Genomic DNA, 16,825 nt, shown 5'->3' with positions numbered 1-16,825 from the left:
AGTCATGCCACGCTTACCCTCCATCGAAAAGAAAACGCTGAAACTGGGATTCATGCCTTTGCTAGATTGTGCTCCATTGATAGTGGCCAGAGAGAAAGGTTTTTTTAAACAGTACGGACTCAATGTAATCCTGCAAAAGGAATCATCCTGGGCTTCCATTCTTGATAAAGTCAGCTACGGGTTGTATGACGGTGCTCATATGCTGGCCCCTATGCCTCTGGCTGCGACGTTAGGCCTAAATGGTAAGACGACCCCCATGGTCACGGCACTCACCCTGAGCCAAAACGGAACCGCTATTACTCTGTCACAAGAGCTTTATTTCGGCCTGTCTGAGAGAGTCGATGACTGGAGTGACCTGAATCAGATCGGAGAGAGTTTTAAAGCACTCTTACACGAGTTGAACTATAAACCGATCATCGCCACCGTTTATCCCTATTCAAATCACCACTACCTGCTACGTTACTGGCTTCAGCAGCTGAAGATTGACACTTTGGAAGATATTCAACTGGTCGCAGTTCCACCCAGCAAAATGCTCGATAACCTTTCAAACGGTGTGATCGATGGATATTGTGTTGGTGAGCCCTGGAACAGCCTCGCTCTGATTCAACAGAGTGGCGGACTCCTAACCACCGGGCATCAGATATGGGGATCCCATATGGAGAAAGTTCTTGGTGTAACCCAAGCCTGGGCGAAGGCTTATCCTCATACCCATAAAGCACTGATCAAAGCTGTTTATTCCGCCTGCCAGTGGTCCGAAGACCCAGAAAACCATGATGAGCTGCTTAACCTACTCTCCCTGCCACCTTATCTGGATAAAGCGGCTGAAGCACTCAAGGGGTTCACCTCCCCCTATTCAATGGAACAACACTATGCAGGTGGTGACTTGAACCACCCAGACCGGCAACAGGGGATTTTCCTTCTAGAACAGATGGAAGCCTGCCAACAGATAGAGGATCCCTCAAAGCTCGACTATGAGCAGGTCAGCGAACAAGTTTTCCGAAAAGATCTATTTCAGCGCTGGTGTGGCTAAATCAGTCTGAAGCTAATCTGTTCTTACCGGTCTTGAGTGATTTAAAACTACGTCATCGCTTGTAAAAGTTGATCTTATCTAAGAGACTATTAATCAGCCAATAGTAACCACAAACAGGGAACAGGAAGTGGGGCTATCCGTAAAAAGGGGGATCGGCATTAGCTAAATAATGTAATACTAAAGCTAATGAGGGATAGCAGTTCTAAGGCCATCAGATATAAATAATCCTCTCCGATATTTTGGCTTTGGTACACAATGGTTAACTTTGTAGGTCGGTTCTCACTGATAAGAAAGTATTTAAATATCCTCATCATTGGTGTGATCGGTTCCCTACTCAGTGTATTTGGATACTTATACAGTGCGAAACTGGAAGCTCAACATCAGCAGACCTCCGTCAGTAAGCTGATTACGGAGCGTCAGTCCCTGCTGGAAACCCGAATAGCTACAACCGTAGAGATCCTGGATGCGCTGGGGAGCTTTATATCGAATACCGCATCCCCCTCCCCCGAAGCATACGCCTCCTTCACCCACCCCATACTGAAACGTCACCCTGAGTTCTGGGCATTACACTGGGTGCCAAGAGTCCCTCATGGACAACGTTCTGCATTTGAGAACGAGATTGCAGCTCGGGGGATCATGACGGGTATAACGGAGCTTGAACCAGCAACTAACTCAATTACCCGCTCCTCTGTCAAACAGGAGTACTATCCAGTCCAGCTGACGGAACCGATGTCGCAGAACCGTTCAATTATCGGGTTTGACGCTAATTCCCGGCAGATGAATAGCGATGTAATCAACCGGACCCTTAATGAAAATATAAATTTTCTCTCATCAGCCCCTTTTAAATTAATTCAGGACAACACAGGTAGCACTTCTGTTATCTTTTTCCGGCCGGTATTCAACATCAGTCCGATCCCGACCGATCTGATCGAGAGAAAACAACAGATCCGCGGCTATATTTTTGCATTAGTTAAACCTCAGACCATTCTCGACAATCTTGCTCTGGGCGACAAAGGTATCGCCACAAGGTTGCGGGATGTAACGTCTGGACAGGTTTTCGATATAAGTAGCAGCCACCAGGATGAGATCCAGACAGACTGGCTGACCGAGCAGGTTCGTTTTGACTCTCTAGGTAGGGAGTGGCAGCTTGATCTATCAATCGCCCCTGACCACCCGTTATTGTTAAATATCTCCAACAGGGCAATCTGGGTTTTGATTGCAGGCTTAAGCTTTACCTTTTTCCTAGCGGGATTTCTGTTTCGTCTATCTCAAGCACATCATCAAATCACCAAGGAAAGGGACAGAGCCCAGAGCTATCTTGATACTGTAGAGACCATCATGATGGTACTTGATCAGCAGGGCCGTCTCACAATGCTCAACCGTAAAGGATGTGAAATACTGGGTTATACCGAAGAGGAGGTTATCAACAGCTTATGGTATAGCCCGAACTTTATGCCAGACCCCACCGACCGCTATGCAAAATACTTAGACTGTATCGACTCAGGACAGGTCAGTGAAGAGATGCTTTATAGCGAAAACCCGGTTTTGGACAAGCAGGGCAATAGGCTTCTGATCGCCTGGCATAATAGAATCCAGTTCGATAGCAATGGTATCCCCTCCGGCATGCTCAGTTCCGGGGAGGATATCACTCAGAAACACTACTTCTCTTCGCTGGAGAAAATCAGAACCAAAGCGATGCAGTCAAACCTTGAGGGCACTTCACTCAATGAGACTCTGGATGAGGTTCTGCTAGGGGTAGAATCCCTGAACCCTGGTGCAAAATGTTCCATTTTGCTATTGGATAAGTCAGGCAAACATCTCCTTGGCTGCTCCGCTCCCTCACTTCCGGATGAGTATAACCAAACCATTGACGGCATTGAGATCGGAGAGGGGATCGGTTCATGTGGTACTGCCGCCTTCCGTGGAGAGAGAGTGATTGTCGAAGATATCCAGCAGCACCCATATTGGGCTGCGTTTAAAGAACTGGCGGCACAGTACGACCTCGGAAGTTGCTGGTCAGAGCCTATTTTTGGTAAGAAAGGTCGTATTTTAGGAACCTTTGCCATCTATCATGCTCAAGCCTGTACTCCGATCGATAGAGATCTCAGCCTAATATCCAGAACTGCAGATTTTATCAGCCTACTTATCGAGGAACAGCAAACAGAGGCTGAGCTAAAGCGCATGGCGACGACCGATGAACTAACCTCGCTGCCAAATAGGCGCATGTTCCTATCTACACTGGAGGCAGAATTTTCCAGGGCTAAACGTTATAACCGCCAGTTATCTATCTGTATGCTGGACCTCGATCATTTTAAAAAAATTAACGATCAATATGGACATCATGCGGGCGACTCAGTTTTAAGACAAATCGCCTCTGTCATGGACTCCATGATCAGAGAAAGCGACATGGTAGGCCGGTTAGGCGGAGAGGAGTTCGGTATCCTATTACCGGATACTTTGGAAGTTGAAGCAATGAGAATGACAGAACGTCTTCGCGCAACCATTGAATCGCTAAAAATCACCGATCAAAATAGCCCCATTCAGGTCACTGTCTCCATAGGGATTACCAGCCTTAAACTCGGTTCGGAGATCACCCGTGCCAGTGAGCTCCTCTCAAGAGCAGATCGCTGTCTTTACTACGCCAAACAAAGTGGACGCAACCAGGTCAGCAACACCCCACTTGAATTGGAGATCAGCCCATAAGGTTTTGACTTTACTTTCATTACCACAGGCGTTTTTCGCCCCCACCTCCTCCAAGTCAACTCGCATATAACAGCAGAGACTGGTCATACAGCATTCACACCAAAATCGAGCAGCCCCCAAGATAAACTGCACTATTTTGCAGCGCACAAAAACAACAATTCAATTACGCCCTAGTTCAAAAACAACCAACCTATTGATTTAACTTAGTTTTTAAAAACTGGCATAAGCTCTGCAAAAGCCAAGTCATCAAACTGACCTTTTAAGGGTCAGTAAAAAGCTTACGGGTTGTCATCTACAACCTTAGTTTCCGGCAAAGGCGCCCTGACTGTTTGCAGCTAGCAAACACGTTCGGCGCCTTTTTGTTTTTTAGATCTGGAGGAGCATTCCATGCTTAAGAAGAAAAAGACTCTACTTAGCAAAGTTATTAGCGGTGCAGTTTTAACGGCATCCCTCATCACAGCCCCAACATGGGCCGCGATTGGAGAGCCTGAAAAGGAAGATCTCAAGTTTGGATTTATTAAACTGACCGATATGGCTCCCCTGGCGATCGCCTATGAAAAAGGTTTTTTCGAGGACGAAGGGCTCTACGTTACTTTAGAAGCACAGGCAAACTGGAAGGTCCTTTTGGATCGGGTGATCGATGGTGAACTGGATGGCGCACACATGCTGGCGGGCCAACCGCTTGGCGCAACCATTGGCTTTGGTACTCAGTCTCACATTATCACGGCATTCAGCATGGATCTGAACGGTAATGCAATTACCGTATCCAACGATATCTGGGAACAGATGAAACCATATGTTCCCAAAGGCAGTGATGGCAAACCGCTCCACCCAATTAAGGCAGATGCGCTGAAGCCTGTGGTAGAAAAGTATAAAGATGAGGGAAAACCGTTCAACATGGGCATGGTGTTCCCAGTATCAACCCATAACTACGAGCTTCGTTACTGGCTCGCTGCCGGAGGAATTAACCCAGGATACTATGCACCACATAAAGGTGATACCTCCGGTACCATCGAAGCGGATGCACTACTCTCAGTGACCCCTCCACCTCAGATGCCAGCCACTATGGAAGCAGGCACGATCTACGGTTACTGCGTAGGCGAGCCCTGGAACCAGCAGGCGGTCTTTAAAGGGATAGGTGTTCCGGTTGTAACAGATTATGAGATCTGGAAAAACAATCCCGAGAAAGTTTTTGGTGTTTCAAAGAGTTGGGCTGATGAGAATCCCAACACTCACCTTAAAGTGGTCAAAGCGATGATCCGCGCTGCCAAGTGGCTGGACGATAACCAGAATGCCAATCGGCCTGAAGCGGTTGAGATCCTCTCTCGATCTGAATATGTAGGTGCCGATTATGATGTTATCGCCAACTCAATGACCGGAACCTTTGAGTACGAGAAAGGTGATAAACGTGAAGTACCGGATTTCAATGTCTTTTTCCGCTACAACGCTACCTATCCCTACTACTCTGATGCGATCTGGTACCTGACACAGATGCGTCGTTGGGGCCAGATTGCAGAGCCTAAATCAGATCAGTGGTTTATGGACATTGCAAAAAAAGTTTACCGCCCGGATATCTACGCTGTAGCCGCTCAGGAGCTGATCGAAGAGGGCAAGATGACGGCAGAGATGTTCCCGGATTTCTCTAACGAAGATGGCTTCCGTGCTCCACAAACCCACTTCATCGATGGGATTACCTACGACGGAAAACAACCGAACGAGTATCTGAAAAAATTCTCGATCGGCCTGAAACCAGAGCAACAGATCTGATCTGAGAGAACCCTCCCCTCCCGCCCATGGGAGGGGGTTAATTTCAGACCAGGAGAGAAACACCATGAGTAACATATCGATCAACAACGGCCTGAGTGCCTTTTTTGAAAATCCATTCGGCCATCTGTCACGGCTGTTAAAATCATTGCTAATCCCACTGATAGGGCTTCTGGCCTTTCTCCTGATCTGGGAGATCGGAGCAAAAAGTATCCACACCTCACTGGGCGTTTTTCCGGGCCCTGCCGCTGTCTATGAGCAGAGCCTGAATCTGGTCGATGAACACAATCGAGAGCGGGATAAAGAGCTGGCGTTTTACGAACGCCAGGAGAAACGAAATGCTAAAAAGCTGGAAAAGACCCCTGATGCTGTTATTAAGGTCCGCCCCTACACGGGTAAACCTACCTTCTTTGATCAGATCGGAACCAGCCTGATCACCGTCATGACTGGGTTTATTCTGGCCTCGATGATTGCGATACCGGCGGGCATTGTGATCGGTCTGAACAGTACCCTTTATGCTGCATTTAACCCACTGATCCAGCTCTTTAAACCGGTTTCGCCTCTCGCCTGGTTGCCCTTAGTAACAATGGTGGTCAGCGCTGTTTATGTCAGCAAAGATCCGATGTTTGCAAAATCTTTCGTCACATCACTGATCACCGTGTCTCTGTGCAGCCTGTGGCCAACACTGCTCAACACGGCCGTAGGCGTCTCAGGTATCAGTAAAGATCTGCAGAATGTTTCTCAAGTGCTGCGTCTTAACTGGTTTACCCACGTCATCAAGATCGTCCTGCCTTCCGCTATTCCTATGATCTTTACCGGGTTACGTCTCTCTCTGGGGATCGCATGGATGGTCCTCATCGCCGCAGAGATGCTGGCCCAGAATCCAGGCTTAGGTAAGTTTGTCTGGGATGAGTTCCAGAATGGCAGTTCCAGCTCATTAGGTCGCATCATGGTTGCTGTCTTGGTGATCGGTTTGATCGGTTTCTTGCTGGATCGCTGCATGCTGTTTTTACAGCGAAAAGTATCATGGGATAAATCGGCAGTCCTGCGTTAATCAAGGCCCCAATCATTTAGGAGTAAGCACTATGTCACAGCCACCTAAGCATCTGGAACTCACACAAGTTGATATCGACTTCCCCACCCCTAATGGGCCGTTCAAAGCACTGCAGGATGTTAATTTAACATTCAATAAGGGTGAGTTTGTCTCCCTCATCGGCCACTCCGGCTGTGGTAAATCCACTGTATTAAACATTGTGGCGGGGCTCTATCAAGCTACTAAAGGGGGCTGTTTACTGGATGGTAAAGAGGTCAATGAACCCGGCCCTGAGCGCGCTGTCGTCTTTCAGAACCACTCACTGCTTCCCTGGCTGACCGCCTATGAAAATGTGGAGCTGGCGGTAAAACAGGTTTTTGGTCGCTCTAAAAGCAGGGCCGAAATGCGGGAATGGATAGAGCATAACCTATCTTTGGTTCACATGGATCATGCGATGGATAAACGCCCCGATGAGATATCCGGGGGTATGAAGCAGCGGGTTGGTATCGCCCGCGCGCTTGCCATGGAGCCTACGGTGATGCTGATGGATGAACCCTTCGGTGCTCTGGATGCTCTCACCCGCGCACACCTTCAGGACTCACTAATGGAGATCCAGAAGGATCTGAACAATACCGTCATCATGATCACCCATGATGTAGATGAAGCGGTCCTGCTTTCCGATCGCATCGTGATGATGACCAACGGACCCGCCGCTACGGTCGGAGATATACTCCATATCGACCTACCTCGCCCAAGGGATCGACTGGCTCTGGCAGATAACCCACAGTACAACCACTACCGCCATCAGGTGTTGACCTTCCTCTATGAGAAACAGCGTAAAACGGAAGCCAGCCCGGAGGTTAAACAGACTACGGCAGAGCTGAAAGTCGCTCCGGATACAACCCAACCTGAACCCAAGCCGGAACAAAAAGTTAAAGCCGCCTGACCCACTCAGTACTGACACCTCACTGCTCAACCTTCTACCCAAACACTGGGGTTCAGAAGGTTGAGTTTTTTATGCTCTACTGCTCAAAGTGAGTTTTACCTTTTAACATGCCATATTTATATGCTTTGACTAACTACCGGATAAGCAGGATATCTGCCATTTTCAGGCAGATATTAATTGAGCAGGCCACTGAAGGTATCTTGTAACTATTGACTCATTTTTGCATCACTGTTTGAAATTGTTCCTCTATAGCTGCCAAGCACTCAAAGACGCTTAACGGCATGAGCTGACTATAGGGGTGTAATGCATAAACAGGGGTGGGGGGCAATTGATATTCTGGAAAGACTTCACGTACAGTCGGTTGTATCTGCCCTACTAAAAATTCCGGAATTAAACCAATACCTGCACCTTCAGTGATTAATGCAATAGCCGTATTGAAAGAATCCACATGACACAGGCGGCCAGGTACAAACTCTAATGTCTGGCCTGTTTTCTTATCGCTTAATAGGTGCTGGAATACCATACCCTGCCAGGTGTTGGCGATATAAAGAGTATTCTCATCAACTCCGCGGGTCACAACTTCGCTTTCCGCACATAATAGATCTCGGAATTCACCGATTCGTCTCTGCTTTAGGGAGCTGATTTCTGATTCCCCGACCCTAATCGCCAAATCGATATCATCCGAAACTATTGATAGCTGCTTATCTGTACTGATTAACTCAATTATCAGTTTGGGATACTGTTTAATAACCCTGGCTATTGCAGGCACTATTAGCGTCCCCATAAGCGCATCCGGGGCTGTAATTCTGACTCTTCCCTGAGGCTCTTCTAGAGTATCCCTTACTTGCTGGCACGCAGTATTAACTAAATTATTAATATCTCGACAATGCTTATAGAAAGATTTACCTGCAACAGTAAGCGATTGTTTGCGTGTCGTCCTTATTAAAAGCGCAACCCCCAACTCCGCTTCAAGTCCCTTGAGGTGTTGACTAACAACTGACTTAGATAGTTGAAGGTGTTCAGCTGCTGCCGTAATTGAACCCTGTTCAACAATATGGGCAAAAACAGACATATGGCGTAAATTATTCATAAAAATTGTCCGTAAAAACCAAACAAAGAATTCCAATATAACTGTTTTTTAAGATCAATACGCCCTGTTAGTCTTGCCCAATATATTCCACTAAGAAGAGGGTGAAACGTGACTAAGAATATTGAACTTGAGCTATGCAAAGATGGAATCAATGCTTGGAAAAAGGCATTTAACAACCAAGATGCCGCTGGCTGTGCAGCGCAATATACAATAGACGCAGTCATGGAAGCCCGTCCATTCGGCATATTCAAAGGCCGAGAAGAGATCCAAAATTTCTGGCAGGATATAATTGATAAAGGATTTTCCGATGTAGCCTATTCAGATGTCCATTGGGAAAAAGCTGAAAATGGTGGTTATTTACTTACGTCTAAGTGGACGATGAATACCGCATTTGGTGTTGTTCATAGTGAGCACTGGATTATAGATAGCGACGGTAAAGCTCGTTTAGTCAATGATATATTTGAAGTGCTGGGTGAAAGATAACTACGGAGGGCAGGAATGATGATCTCAGGTCAGTGATTGATTATACCTGCCCCAACACAAGCCATTGCATTCATACTATTCGGCCTGGAAAGGCTCTCACTACCCAATATTTCCCCTAAAGGAAAGTCTTCATTTCTGCCTGTTGGCCCTGATAAAAATGCGATCCTGAATCACCAACACAATCTAATACACAACAGAGCGACTCAATCCGTTACTCATATAAAGTCCCGAAAATTTTTCGAAACGTATCAACGACTATTTATTGCAATATAAACATTGATTCGCAATCGGTTTGCTACCTGACTTCAGAGCATTAGGACTGATCACGCCTCGCCGATTCCTCATTAATAAGCACCATAATGGATCACTGATTTGTGCAGTGCATCTAAATCAAGCCCAGTTTCACAATAATTAATGTACCCCCACCAGCGAAAATACGATAACCAACTGAAATAAAAAGATTTATTCTAAATGGCACAGGCTGTGCTTTATTGAAAGTATCTGGTGTCCAGTTGTGGTACCTGATGACAGCAAGCTCTGAGAACAAAGGCGTTCTACATCAGCACCCTAGGTGCGAGATGAGAACGCCTTTTTTATTTTTGGGATATTGGGATCAACATGAAACATCGTCTGGTCATCATTGGAAACGGTATGGCAACAGGTCGCCTGTTACAGCAGCTCACCGAGCGTGCTCCAGATCTGTTTGACATAACGGTGTTTGGTGAAGAGCCAGGGGGTAGTTACAACCGGGTTCTTCTATCTCCCCTGCTTGGGAATGAGCTCAAGCGGGATAAAGTGGTCACCCTGAGACCTGAATGGTACGCCGAACAGGGGATTGCTCTCTACTGTAACGATCCAGTCATCCAGATTGACCGTACGCATAAGCAGGTGATCAGCCAGCAACATAAACATATTTATTACGACACGCTGATTATTGCGACCGGCTCCCATCCTCTTCCGATCCCTGTTCCGGGTAGAACCCTAACGGGCGTGATGAGTTTCCGTACGCTCAGAGATGTCGAACAGATGCAGCAGTTGGCAGCTAAACACTCGCACGCGGTTGTGATCGGAGGGGGCTTTTTAGGCCTAGAAGCCGCAGAAGGTCTACGGCTACTGGGGATGGATGTCACCGTCGTTCACCGGGGTGAATTCCTGCTGAATAAGCAGTTGGATCAGTCTGCAGCAGATCTCCTGCTCGGTTCCCTGAAATCCAGGGGCATACAGTTCCGTCTGAACGCAGAGACGGAAGCTATTGAGGGCCAACAGCGTGTAGCCTCAGTTTTGCTGAGATCCGGCGAAACATTACCAGCAGATATTGTGATCACAGCCATCGGTGTTCTGCCCAATACCGCATTGGCGCAAGAGGCCGGACTGGCAGTAGAACGTGGAATTCTGGTCAATGACCGGATGCAAACGTCAGATCCAGATATCTTCGCATTCGGTGAGTGCTGTCAGTTTGACGCCTTCACCTACGGTCTGGTTGCACCGATCTGGCAGCAGGCTGAGACTTTGATCTCCAACCTGCTCGGCCATCCCCTTCGTTATCAGGAAGAAGCCGTTGCAACACAGCTAAAAATCAGCGGAATTGAGCTCTTCTCCTGTGGAGATCTACGCGATACCGAAGAAACAGACACCCTGATTTATCGCGATATCAAACTCAACGAATACAGAAAACTCTGGTTAAAGGATAACCGCCTAGTCGGTGCAGTGCTCTACGGTGATGTCCGTGAAGGCCAGTGGTATTTCGAACAACTTAAAGCACATAACGATTTGAGTGCCTGCAGACAACAGCTGTTGTTTGGCAGCCCGTTCTGCGCTCAGCACATTCAGACACAAAATATGGGTATAGCATCTATGACTACTAATTCCAGCAAACGTCAGTTAGTTGTTGTCGGGAACGGCATGGTGGGCCACCACTTTATTGAAAACTTCGTCGCCAGCGAAGCTGCTGGCGACTATGAAATCCATGTATTAGCTGAGGAATCTCGCGGTGCATACGATCGGGTACATCTATCTGAGTACTTTGGTGGATCAAGCTATCAAGATCTGTGCCTGATTGAAGACAACTTTTATGAACAACATGGCGTGCAACTTCACCTGAGTGAAGGTGCCACGCAGATCGATCGCGATACAAAGCAGGTCATCACCGAGCAAGGAGTATACCCCTACGATACACTTGTGCTCGCGACCGGATCATACCCATTTGTCCCCCCCATTCCGGGAAATGACGGTGAGGCCTGCTTTGTTTATCGCACCCTTGAAGATCTGGATAAAATTCAGATCTGCGCAGAGAGCTCAGACGTGGGCGTGGTTATCGGCGGCGGTCTGCTCGGGCTTGAAGCGGCAAACGCACTGAAATCCTTAGGGCTAAAAGCTCATGTCGTGGAATTTGCACCGCGTCTTATGCCGGTTCAGCTCGATCAGGATGGTGGGGCTCTGCTTAAATCTAAGATCGAATCACTTGACGTTGATGTGCACTGCAATAAAGCCACGACAGAGATCGTTGCCGGTGAGACTCACCGCTATCGGATGAATTTTAGTGATGGTTCTTATCTGGAAACCGATCTCATCCTCTTCTCCGCAGGAATTCGTCCTCAGGATACTCTGGCCCGGGGTTGTGATCTGGCTGTCGGTGAGCGGGGTGGCATCACAGTAGATGATCAGTGCCGAACTTCTGACAAGAATATCTATGCGATTGGTGAATGCGCTCTTTGGAACAATCAGATTTTTGGTTTGGTGGCTCCTGGGTACACCATGGCCAAAACTGCAGCCGCTGCCATTGGGGGTACAGAGCAAGCCTTCACGGGTGCCGATATGAGTACCAAACTGAAACTGCTGGGTGTTGATGTCGGCTCTATCGGTGATGCGCACGGTAAAACCCCCGGCAGTATTAGTTACCGCTATCTGGATGAGGATGAGCAGGTTTATTACCGCATTGTGGTCTCTGAAGACCGTAGCACATTACTCGGCGCAGTGTTGGTGGGCGATAACAGCAAATATGACACCCTGCTGCAATATGCACTCAACGGCATCGAACTACCGGATAAACCTCAAAGCCTGATATTGCCCTCGCTGGATGGGGCGGCAGCACCTGCACTCGGACCAGATGCCCTCCCGGACGAAGCCACCATCTGCTCCTGCCTCAATGTCACAAAAGGTCAGATCTGCTACGCCATCGATGCAGGTGCCAATAGTGCAGCCGATGTAAAAGATGCCACTAAAGCAGCCTCTGGCTGCGGTGGTTGTGCTGCGATGTTAAAAAGCGTGGTAGACAATGAACTGTCTAAACGGGGGGTCGAAGTCGATACAGCGCTTTGCGAACACTTCTCCTATACCCGTGAGGAGCTTTACCACATTATTCGGGTTGAAGGGATTCGCAGCTTCTCTGATCTCCTGGATAAGCATGGTAAGGGGCTTGGTTGTGAGATCTGTAAACCTGCTGCTGGTTCAATTCTTGCCTCCTGTTGGAACGAACATATTCAGGAGAAACCGCTGGTCAGCCTGCAGGACACCAACGATACCTTTATGGCGAATATGCAGAAAAACGGGACCTATTCTATTGTCCCCCGGGTCGCAGGTGGCGAAATCACACCCGATAAATTGATCGTTTTGGGGCAGGTCGCAAAGAGATACAACCTGTACACCAAGATAACCGGTGGACAACGGGTAGATCTGTTTGGTGCACAACTTCATGAACTGCCTCTGATCTGGAAGGAGTTAGTTGATGCAGGTTTTGAAACAGGTCACGCCTACGGTAAATCACTTCGAACCGTTAAATCCTGTGTTGGCAGTACCTGGTGTCGCTATGGCGTCAACGACAGCACCGGAATGGCGATTCAGCTGGAGAACCGATACAAGGGGCTACGAGCTCCGCATAAGATCAAATTTGCAGTGTCCGGCTGTACCCGTGAATGCGCAGAGGCCCAGAGTAAGGATATCGGTGTCATTGCGACTGAGAATGGTTGGAACCTCTATGTCTGCGGCAATGGAGGGATGAAGCCCCGTCATGCCGATCTATTTGCAACGGATCTGGATGATCAGACACTGATCCGCTATATCGACCGAGTCCTGATGTTCTACATCAAAACAGCCGACCGTCTGCAACGTACATCGGTCTGGATGGATAACCTTGAAGGAGGGCTCGATTACCTGAAAGAGGTGGTGATCGACGACAAACTGGAACTTGCAGATGAACTTGAGGCACAGATGCAACATGTGGTCGGCACCTATCAGTGTGAATGGAGATCCACTCTGGAAGATGAGGAGAAGCTTAAGCGCTTCCGCACTTTCGTCAATACCGATGAGCAGGTGGACCCTCAGATCGTCCATATCATCGAGCGTGATCAGATCCGTCCACTCTAACTCTGCACATATAAAGGAGATACTCATGACGACAAATCCAAAAGCCAGCTGGACAAAAGTGTGTGGGAAAGATGATCTGGTTCCCCACTCGGGGGTTGCAGCCCTCATTCAAAATCAGCAAGTCGCCCTGTTTTATATCCCCGGTTTCGAGGAGGAGGTCTTTGCTGTGGGAAACCACGATCCGTTTAGTGGCGCCAATATCATAGCCCGCGGCCTGATCGGTGATCGTCAAGGGGAGCCGATGGTCGCCTCACCGCTATACAAACAGCATTTCTCTTTAAAATCAGGACTCTGTTTTGAAGATAATGAAGTTAACCTGCCAGTATGGCCGATCAGATTGAAAGGGCATGTAGTAGAGATTCTGCAATCCTGAACTCGAAATATTCAAATACCCCAGGGATGGGGAGAATTACGTCTGGAATGACTCATACCCATGCTTTCTAGAGGACGGTCCATGTGAAGCCACATTGGACATTTTTACGCAGGCATCTTGCCTGCGCTTTTTAAAGTTGATTGATCACATAACCTGCTATCAACGCCGCTTCCTCCCGGCTGATATTATCAAACACAGGCATGCCCGGCTTCTTAACATCACCATGGCGGATCATTTTAGCGATCTGATATTCGCTCAGTTTAGTCGCCGAATTCGCAGGTACCCCTTTGATAAAATCTCCGCGACCTGAAGATTTATGGCATCCCGAACAATGGTATGTATAGAGCTCTTTACCGTTAGCATTCTCAGGAAGCTTATCATCGCCACACCCAACCAAGCCGATGCAGAACAGCACCAGCCCATACCTGTATAACTTCATTCGCTTAACCATCCAGCTTACCCAGCATAAATTGCACTCCCTGGCTCTCTATCATCAGCCTACTCTCTCTATCGCTCTCAACCGTTTCCGCCATCTCGACCAGTTGATAGAAAACATTTCTATGAATCAGCCCTTTCATACCAAAACGCACATCGATATAAGGTGAAGGTTCTCCTGTTTCGGGACAGAGGTCGACCCACAACCGATGATCTTTTCCCAAGATGACCTCATCATCGGTCGTACTGGTAAAACAGAGTTCCACCCCTTGCTCCCCCATGCGCTGGCTCACCTCTGTGAACAGAAAGGGCGCATCATCAACCTGGATACCAACCTTCTCCACCGGGGTTTTTAGAAAGTACTTGTCATCCTCAAACCAGAGAACTGTGGAAAACAGCTTTACCATCGCTAATCGGCCGATGGGAGTACCCATATAATACCATCTCCCATCACGGGCGATTCGCATATCGATATCACCACAGAAATCTGGATTCCACTTATCCAGTGGAGGTATCCCACCTCCCGCTTTTTCAATGGTCTTGCTTACCTGAGTCAGGTCAAACTGCTGTTCTGTCATACCACACCCCCCATCTGCAACGACCTATTAAATTTGCTCAACTCTGCTATAAAAACTTTCATCTTATAACTTAAACACATGAATAAAATTAATTGTTAGAATAATCAGCAATTAAAGCTTAGATAGTACAACACTACAATGAAACAGGATCTGAGAACAAAGTTTAGTGATAGCCGCCGCGGCGTCTACCTTTTTGGGACCACACCACCCAAAGAGAGCACAACAGAGCAAGCAACATCTGATATCGCTGATAAGTTGCTGGACCGATTAGCGCATGTCGACTTTGACGGTCTGATTGTCTATGACATTCAGGATGAGAGCAGCCGTATCGATATGCCACGTCCATTCCCCTATATGCAGACCCTGGACCCACGCGCGTACTCAAAGCTGTTACGAGAAAAAGCAGACAAAGCGGTGATCACCTATAAAAGTGTTTCACAGCGTGACAAAGAAGCATTTGTGCAATGGCTTGATGAAGCCTGGCATGAATATGGGGTACGTGACACAGTACTGGTTGGTAGCCCCTCCTCTGAGGGCGATATTAAACTGAGCCTGAATGATGCCTACGCGACCATAGCAGACCATCCGGCTGCATTTCAGTTAGGTGGTGTCACCATCGCAGAACGTCATGCGTCCAAACGCAATGAACATGAGCGGCTTATCAGTAAAACAGAACAGGGCTGCGAGTTCTTCGTTTCACAGGCAGTCTACGATGCTCAGGCGACCATCGACATGCTCAGTAGCTACGCCAGAAAGTGTCGAGACAATGGCACTACACCCAAGCGAGTCATCCTGACATTTACGCCTTGCGGTAGTACTAAGACACTGGAGTTTATGGAGTGGTTGGGTATCTCGGTCCCTGAAGCAACACGATTCAGAATTATGGATGCCCATAGCCCGCTACAGGAATCGATCCGTATCTGCCGGAATAATTTGGAGCAGATACTGGAAGCCATAATGCCGCTGAATATCCCTATCGGTCTCAACATCGAGAGCCTGACCAACCGTAAAGAGGAGATCGATGCCTCTATACGGTTATTCAAACTGCTCAAATCGATTGTTGACCTAAAGCTTGCCGAAGCTGACCTCTAATCCCTAAGGCCGCATCTGCGGCCTTTCTTTTTATATCTCCCACTTATTTACCCAGTTTTACCTCTGTTGCACTCATCAATACAATCTGTTGCAGATTTACTGCTTGCTCTAAATTACGATAAAGATTATTTTTTAGTGACGCATCGTCACTTAATAATTCAGGATCGTATGAGCCCTAAAGTCATTGATGAAACAACCCTCCATGCCCGTGAAGAGGAGATCATGCAAACCGCTCTTGAGATTATCTCAGAGCTGGGTGTTGCTGGTCTCACGATCGACAAAGTGGTTGCCCGCCTTCCCTACTCCAAGGGGACAATCTATAACCATTTCACTTGCAAGGAAGATCTGTTAACTGGCTTATGCAACCGCAGTGTCGAGAATGTAGCGGCACTATTTGAGCGAGCAATCACCTATGACGGAAGTAGCCGTGAAAAGATGCTGGCGGTCGGCTATGCCTACATGTTGCACTCTCAACTTAATCCAACTGAGTTTATGTTGGTGATCTCAGCCAAGACCCCCTCTGTCAGAGAGAAGTCCACTGAGAAGCGTCAGGAGGAACATCTTGAGCTGGAAAACAGACTGCTGGGGGGGCTTCTAAAAGTGATCTCCTCCGGGTTGGCATCCGGTGAACTGAACCTGTTACCTCACCTTAGTCCGGCTCAGGTTGCCTTCTCTCTCTGGTCAATGAGTTTTGGAACCATTGCACTCCTGCATGAATCGCTGGACCGCTGCAGTGTCAGGGTCGAGATGCAGCTGGAGAGAGAGCTGATCAATCACAGTAATATTCTTCTGGATGGATTGAACTGGCAACCCTTTACTCAGGATCACAACTGGCAAGAGACGATTGAACGGTTCAAAAAAGAGCTATTTGCTGACGAAGTTCAACAGCTAAGAGCGCAATCAGCGCCAACTTAACAAGCTCAATTATTACTCAAA

General features: G+C 47.8%; 13 protein-coding genes and 1 pseudogene. 11 read left to right on the top strand and 3 right to left on the bottom strand.

The features are described from left to right. Positions 1-4 precede the first annotated feature (4 nt). From Q0882_RS06590 to Q0882_RS06570, 5 genes are all read left to right on the top strand, one after another. Positions 5-1,030 carry a CmpA/NrtA family ABC transporter substrate-binding protein gene (locus Q0882_RS06590; protein ID WP_299179266.1) on the top strand — a complete coding sequence of 342 codons (1,026 nt, stop codon included), beginning with the start codon at positions 5-7 and terminating at the stop codon, positions 1,028-1,030. A 255-nt stretch (positions 1,031-1,285) separates the two neighbouring features. Beyond that, a complete protein-coding gene (locus tag Q0882_RS06585) occupies positions 1,286-3,733 on the top strand; it encodes a diguanylate cyclase (protein WP_299179265.1) in 2,448 nt (815 codons plus the stop codon). A 387-nt stretch (positions 3,734-4,120) separates the two neighbouring features. Continuing rightward, positions 4,121-5,500, top strand: coding sequence for a CmpA/NrtA family ABC transporter substrate-binding protein (locus Q0882_RS06580; protein ID WP_299179264.1), 1,380 nt, complete (start codon positions 4,121-4,123; stop codon positions 5,498-5,500). A gap of 64 nt (positions 5,501-5,564) precedes the next feature. Beyond that, complete coding sequence (locus Q0882_RS06575) at positions 5,565-6,551, top strand: ABC transporter permease (RefSeq protein WP_299179263.1); 987 nt, start codon at positions 5,565-5,567, stop codon at positions 6,549-6,551. Between the two features lie 31 nt (positions 6,552-6,582). Further along, on the top strand, positions 6,583-7,476 hold the full coding sequence (locus Q0882_RS06570; protein WP_299179262.1) for an ABC transporter ATP-binding protein: 894 nt from the start codon (positions 6,583-6,585) through the stop codon (positions 7,474-7,476). A 214-nt stretch (positions 7,477-7,690) separates the two neighbouring features. Here Q0882_RS06570 and Q0882_RS06565 read toward each other — a convergent pair whose 3' ends face one another. Beyond that, positions 7,691-8,566, bottom strand: a complete 876-nt coding sequence (locus Q0882_RS06565) for a LysR family transcriptional regulator (protein ID WP_299179261.1) — start codon at positions 8,564-8,566, stop codon at positions 7,691-7,693. A 108-nt stretch (positions 8,567-8,674) separates the two neighbouring features. Between Q0882_RS06565 and Q0882_RS06560 the strand changes: the two genes are divergently transcribed. From Q0882_RS06560 to nirD, 4 genes and pseudogenes are all read left to right on the top strand, one after another. After that, entirely contained in the window at positions 8,675-9,049 is a 375-nt protein-coding gene (locus tag Q0882_RS06560; RefSeq protein ID WP_299179260.1) for a nuclear transport factor 2 family protein, read from the top strand. Positions 9,050-9,667: 618 nt separating this feature from the next. Beyond that, positions 9,668-10,786: pseudogene (locus tag Q0882_RS06555) on the top strand (FAD-dependent oxidoreductase); the annotation flags it as partial. 117 nt (positions 10,787-10,903) lie between these two features. Then, the gene (nirB, locus tag Q0882_RS06550) at positions 10,904-13,411 is read left to right on the top strand and encodes a nitrite reductase large subunit NirB (protein ID WP_299179627.1); all 2,508 of its coding nucleotides are present in this window, start codon (positions 10,904-10,906) and stop codon (positions 13,409-13,411) included. A gap of 25 nt (positions 13,412-13,436) precedes the next feature. Then, positions 13,437-13,784: a nitrite reductase small subunit NirD gene (nirD, locus tag Q0882_RS06545; RefSeq protein WP_299179259.1), complete on the top strand. Its 348-nt coding sequence runs from the start codon at positions 13,437-13,439 to the stop codon at positions 13,782-13,784. 130 nt (positions 13,785-13,914) lie between these two features. Here the strand turns inward: nirD and Q0882_RS06540 are convergent, their stop codons facing one another. Together Q0882_RS06540 and Q0882_RS06535 are read right to left on the bottom strand one after the other, a co-directional pair. Further along, positions 13,915-14,223, bottom strand: a complete 309-nt coding sequence (locus Q0882_RS06540; RefSeq protein WP_299179258.1) for a cytochrome c — start codon at positions 14,221-14,223, stop codon at positions 13,915-13,917. Between the two features lie 4 nt (positions 14,224-14,227). Further along, a complete protein-coding gene (locus tag Q0882_RS06535) occupies positions 14,228-14,797 on the bottom strand; it encodes a DUF1285 domain-containing protein (protein ID WP_299179257.1) in 570 nt (189 codons plus the stop codon). Between the two features lie 138 nt (positions 14,798-14,935). On the opposite strand from Q0882_RS06535, the gene Q0882_RS06530 reads away from it, so the two are divergent. Further along, complete coding sequence (locus Q0882_RS06530) at positions 14,936-15,889, top strand: hypothetical protein (RefSeq protein ID WP_299179256.1); 954 nt, start codon at positions 14,936-14,938, stop codon at positions 15,887-15,889. Between the two features lie 168 nt (positions 15,890-16,057). Beyond that, the gene (locus tag Q0882_RS06525; RefSeq protein WP_299179255.1) at positions 16,058-16,804 is read left to right on the top strand and encodes a TetR/AcrR family transcriptional regulator; all 747 of its coding nucleotides are present in this window, start codon (positions 16,058-16,060) and stop codon (positions 16,802-16,804) included. The last annotated feature ends 21 nt before the right edge of the window (positions 16,805-16,825 follow it).

It is taken from the genome of uncultured Neptuniibacter sp., assembly GCF_947498015.1.
In the GTDB taxonomy this organism is placed as follows: domain Bacteria; phylum Pseudomonadota; class Gammaproteobacteria; order Pseudomonadales; family Balneatricaceae; genus Neptuniibacter.
The sequence above is the reverse complement of the archived record's forward strand: the minus strand, read 5'-3'. Positions and strand labels throughout refer to the sequence as shown.

Coding starts and splice junctions, on each gene's coding strand:
- Q0882_RS06530 (WP_299179256.1), top strand. CDS start 14,936: ATGAAACAGGATCTGAGAACAAAGTTTAGTGATAGCCGCCGCGGCGTC.
- Q0882_RS06580 (WP_299179264.1), top strand. CDS start 4,121: ATGCTTAAGAAGAAAAAGACTCTACTTAGCAAAGTTATTAGCGGTGCA.
- nirD (WP_299179259.1), top strand. CDS start 13,437: ATGACGACAAATCCAAAAGCCAGCTGGACAAAAGTGTGTGGGAAAGAT.
- Q0882_RS06590 (WP_299179266.1), top strand. CDS start 5: ATGCCACGCTTACCCTCCATCGAAAAGAAAACGCTGAAACTGGGATTC.
- nirB (WP_299179627.1), top strand. CDS start 10,904: ATGACTACTAATTCCAGCAAACGTCAGTTAGTTGTTGTCGGGAACGGC.
- Q0882_RS06575 (WP_299179263.1), top strand. CDS start 5,565: ATGAGTAACATATCGATCAACAACGGCCTGAGTGCCTTTTTTGAAAAT.
- Q0882_RS06535 (WP_299179257.1), bottom strand. CDS start 14,797: ATGACAGAACAGCAGTTTGACCTGACTCAGGTAAGCAAGACCATTGAA.
- Q0882_RS06570 (WP_299179262.1), top strand. CDS start 6,583: ATGTCACAGCCACCTAAGCATCTGGAACTCACACAAGTTGATATCGAC.
- Q0882_RS06585 (WP_299179265.1), top strand. CDS start 1,286: ATGGTTAACTTTGTAGGTCGGTTCTCACTGATAAGAAAGTATTTAAAT.
- Q0882_RS06525 (WP_299179255.1), top strand. CDS start 16,058: ATGAGCCCTAAAGTCATTGATGAAACAACCCTCCATGCCCGTGAAGAG.
- Q0882_RS06565 (WP_299179261.1), bottom strand. CDS start 8,566: ATGAATAATTTACGCCATATGTCTGTTTTTGCCCATATTGTTGAACAG.
- Q0882_RS06540 (WP_299179258.1), bottom strand. CDS start 14,223: ATGAAGTTATACAGGTATGGGCTGGTGCTGTTCTGCATCGGCTTGGTT.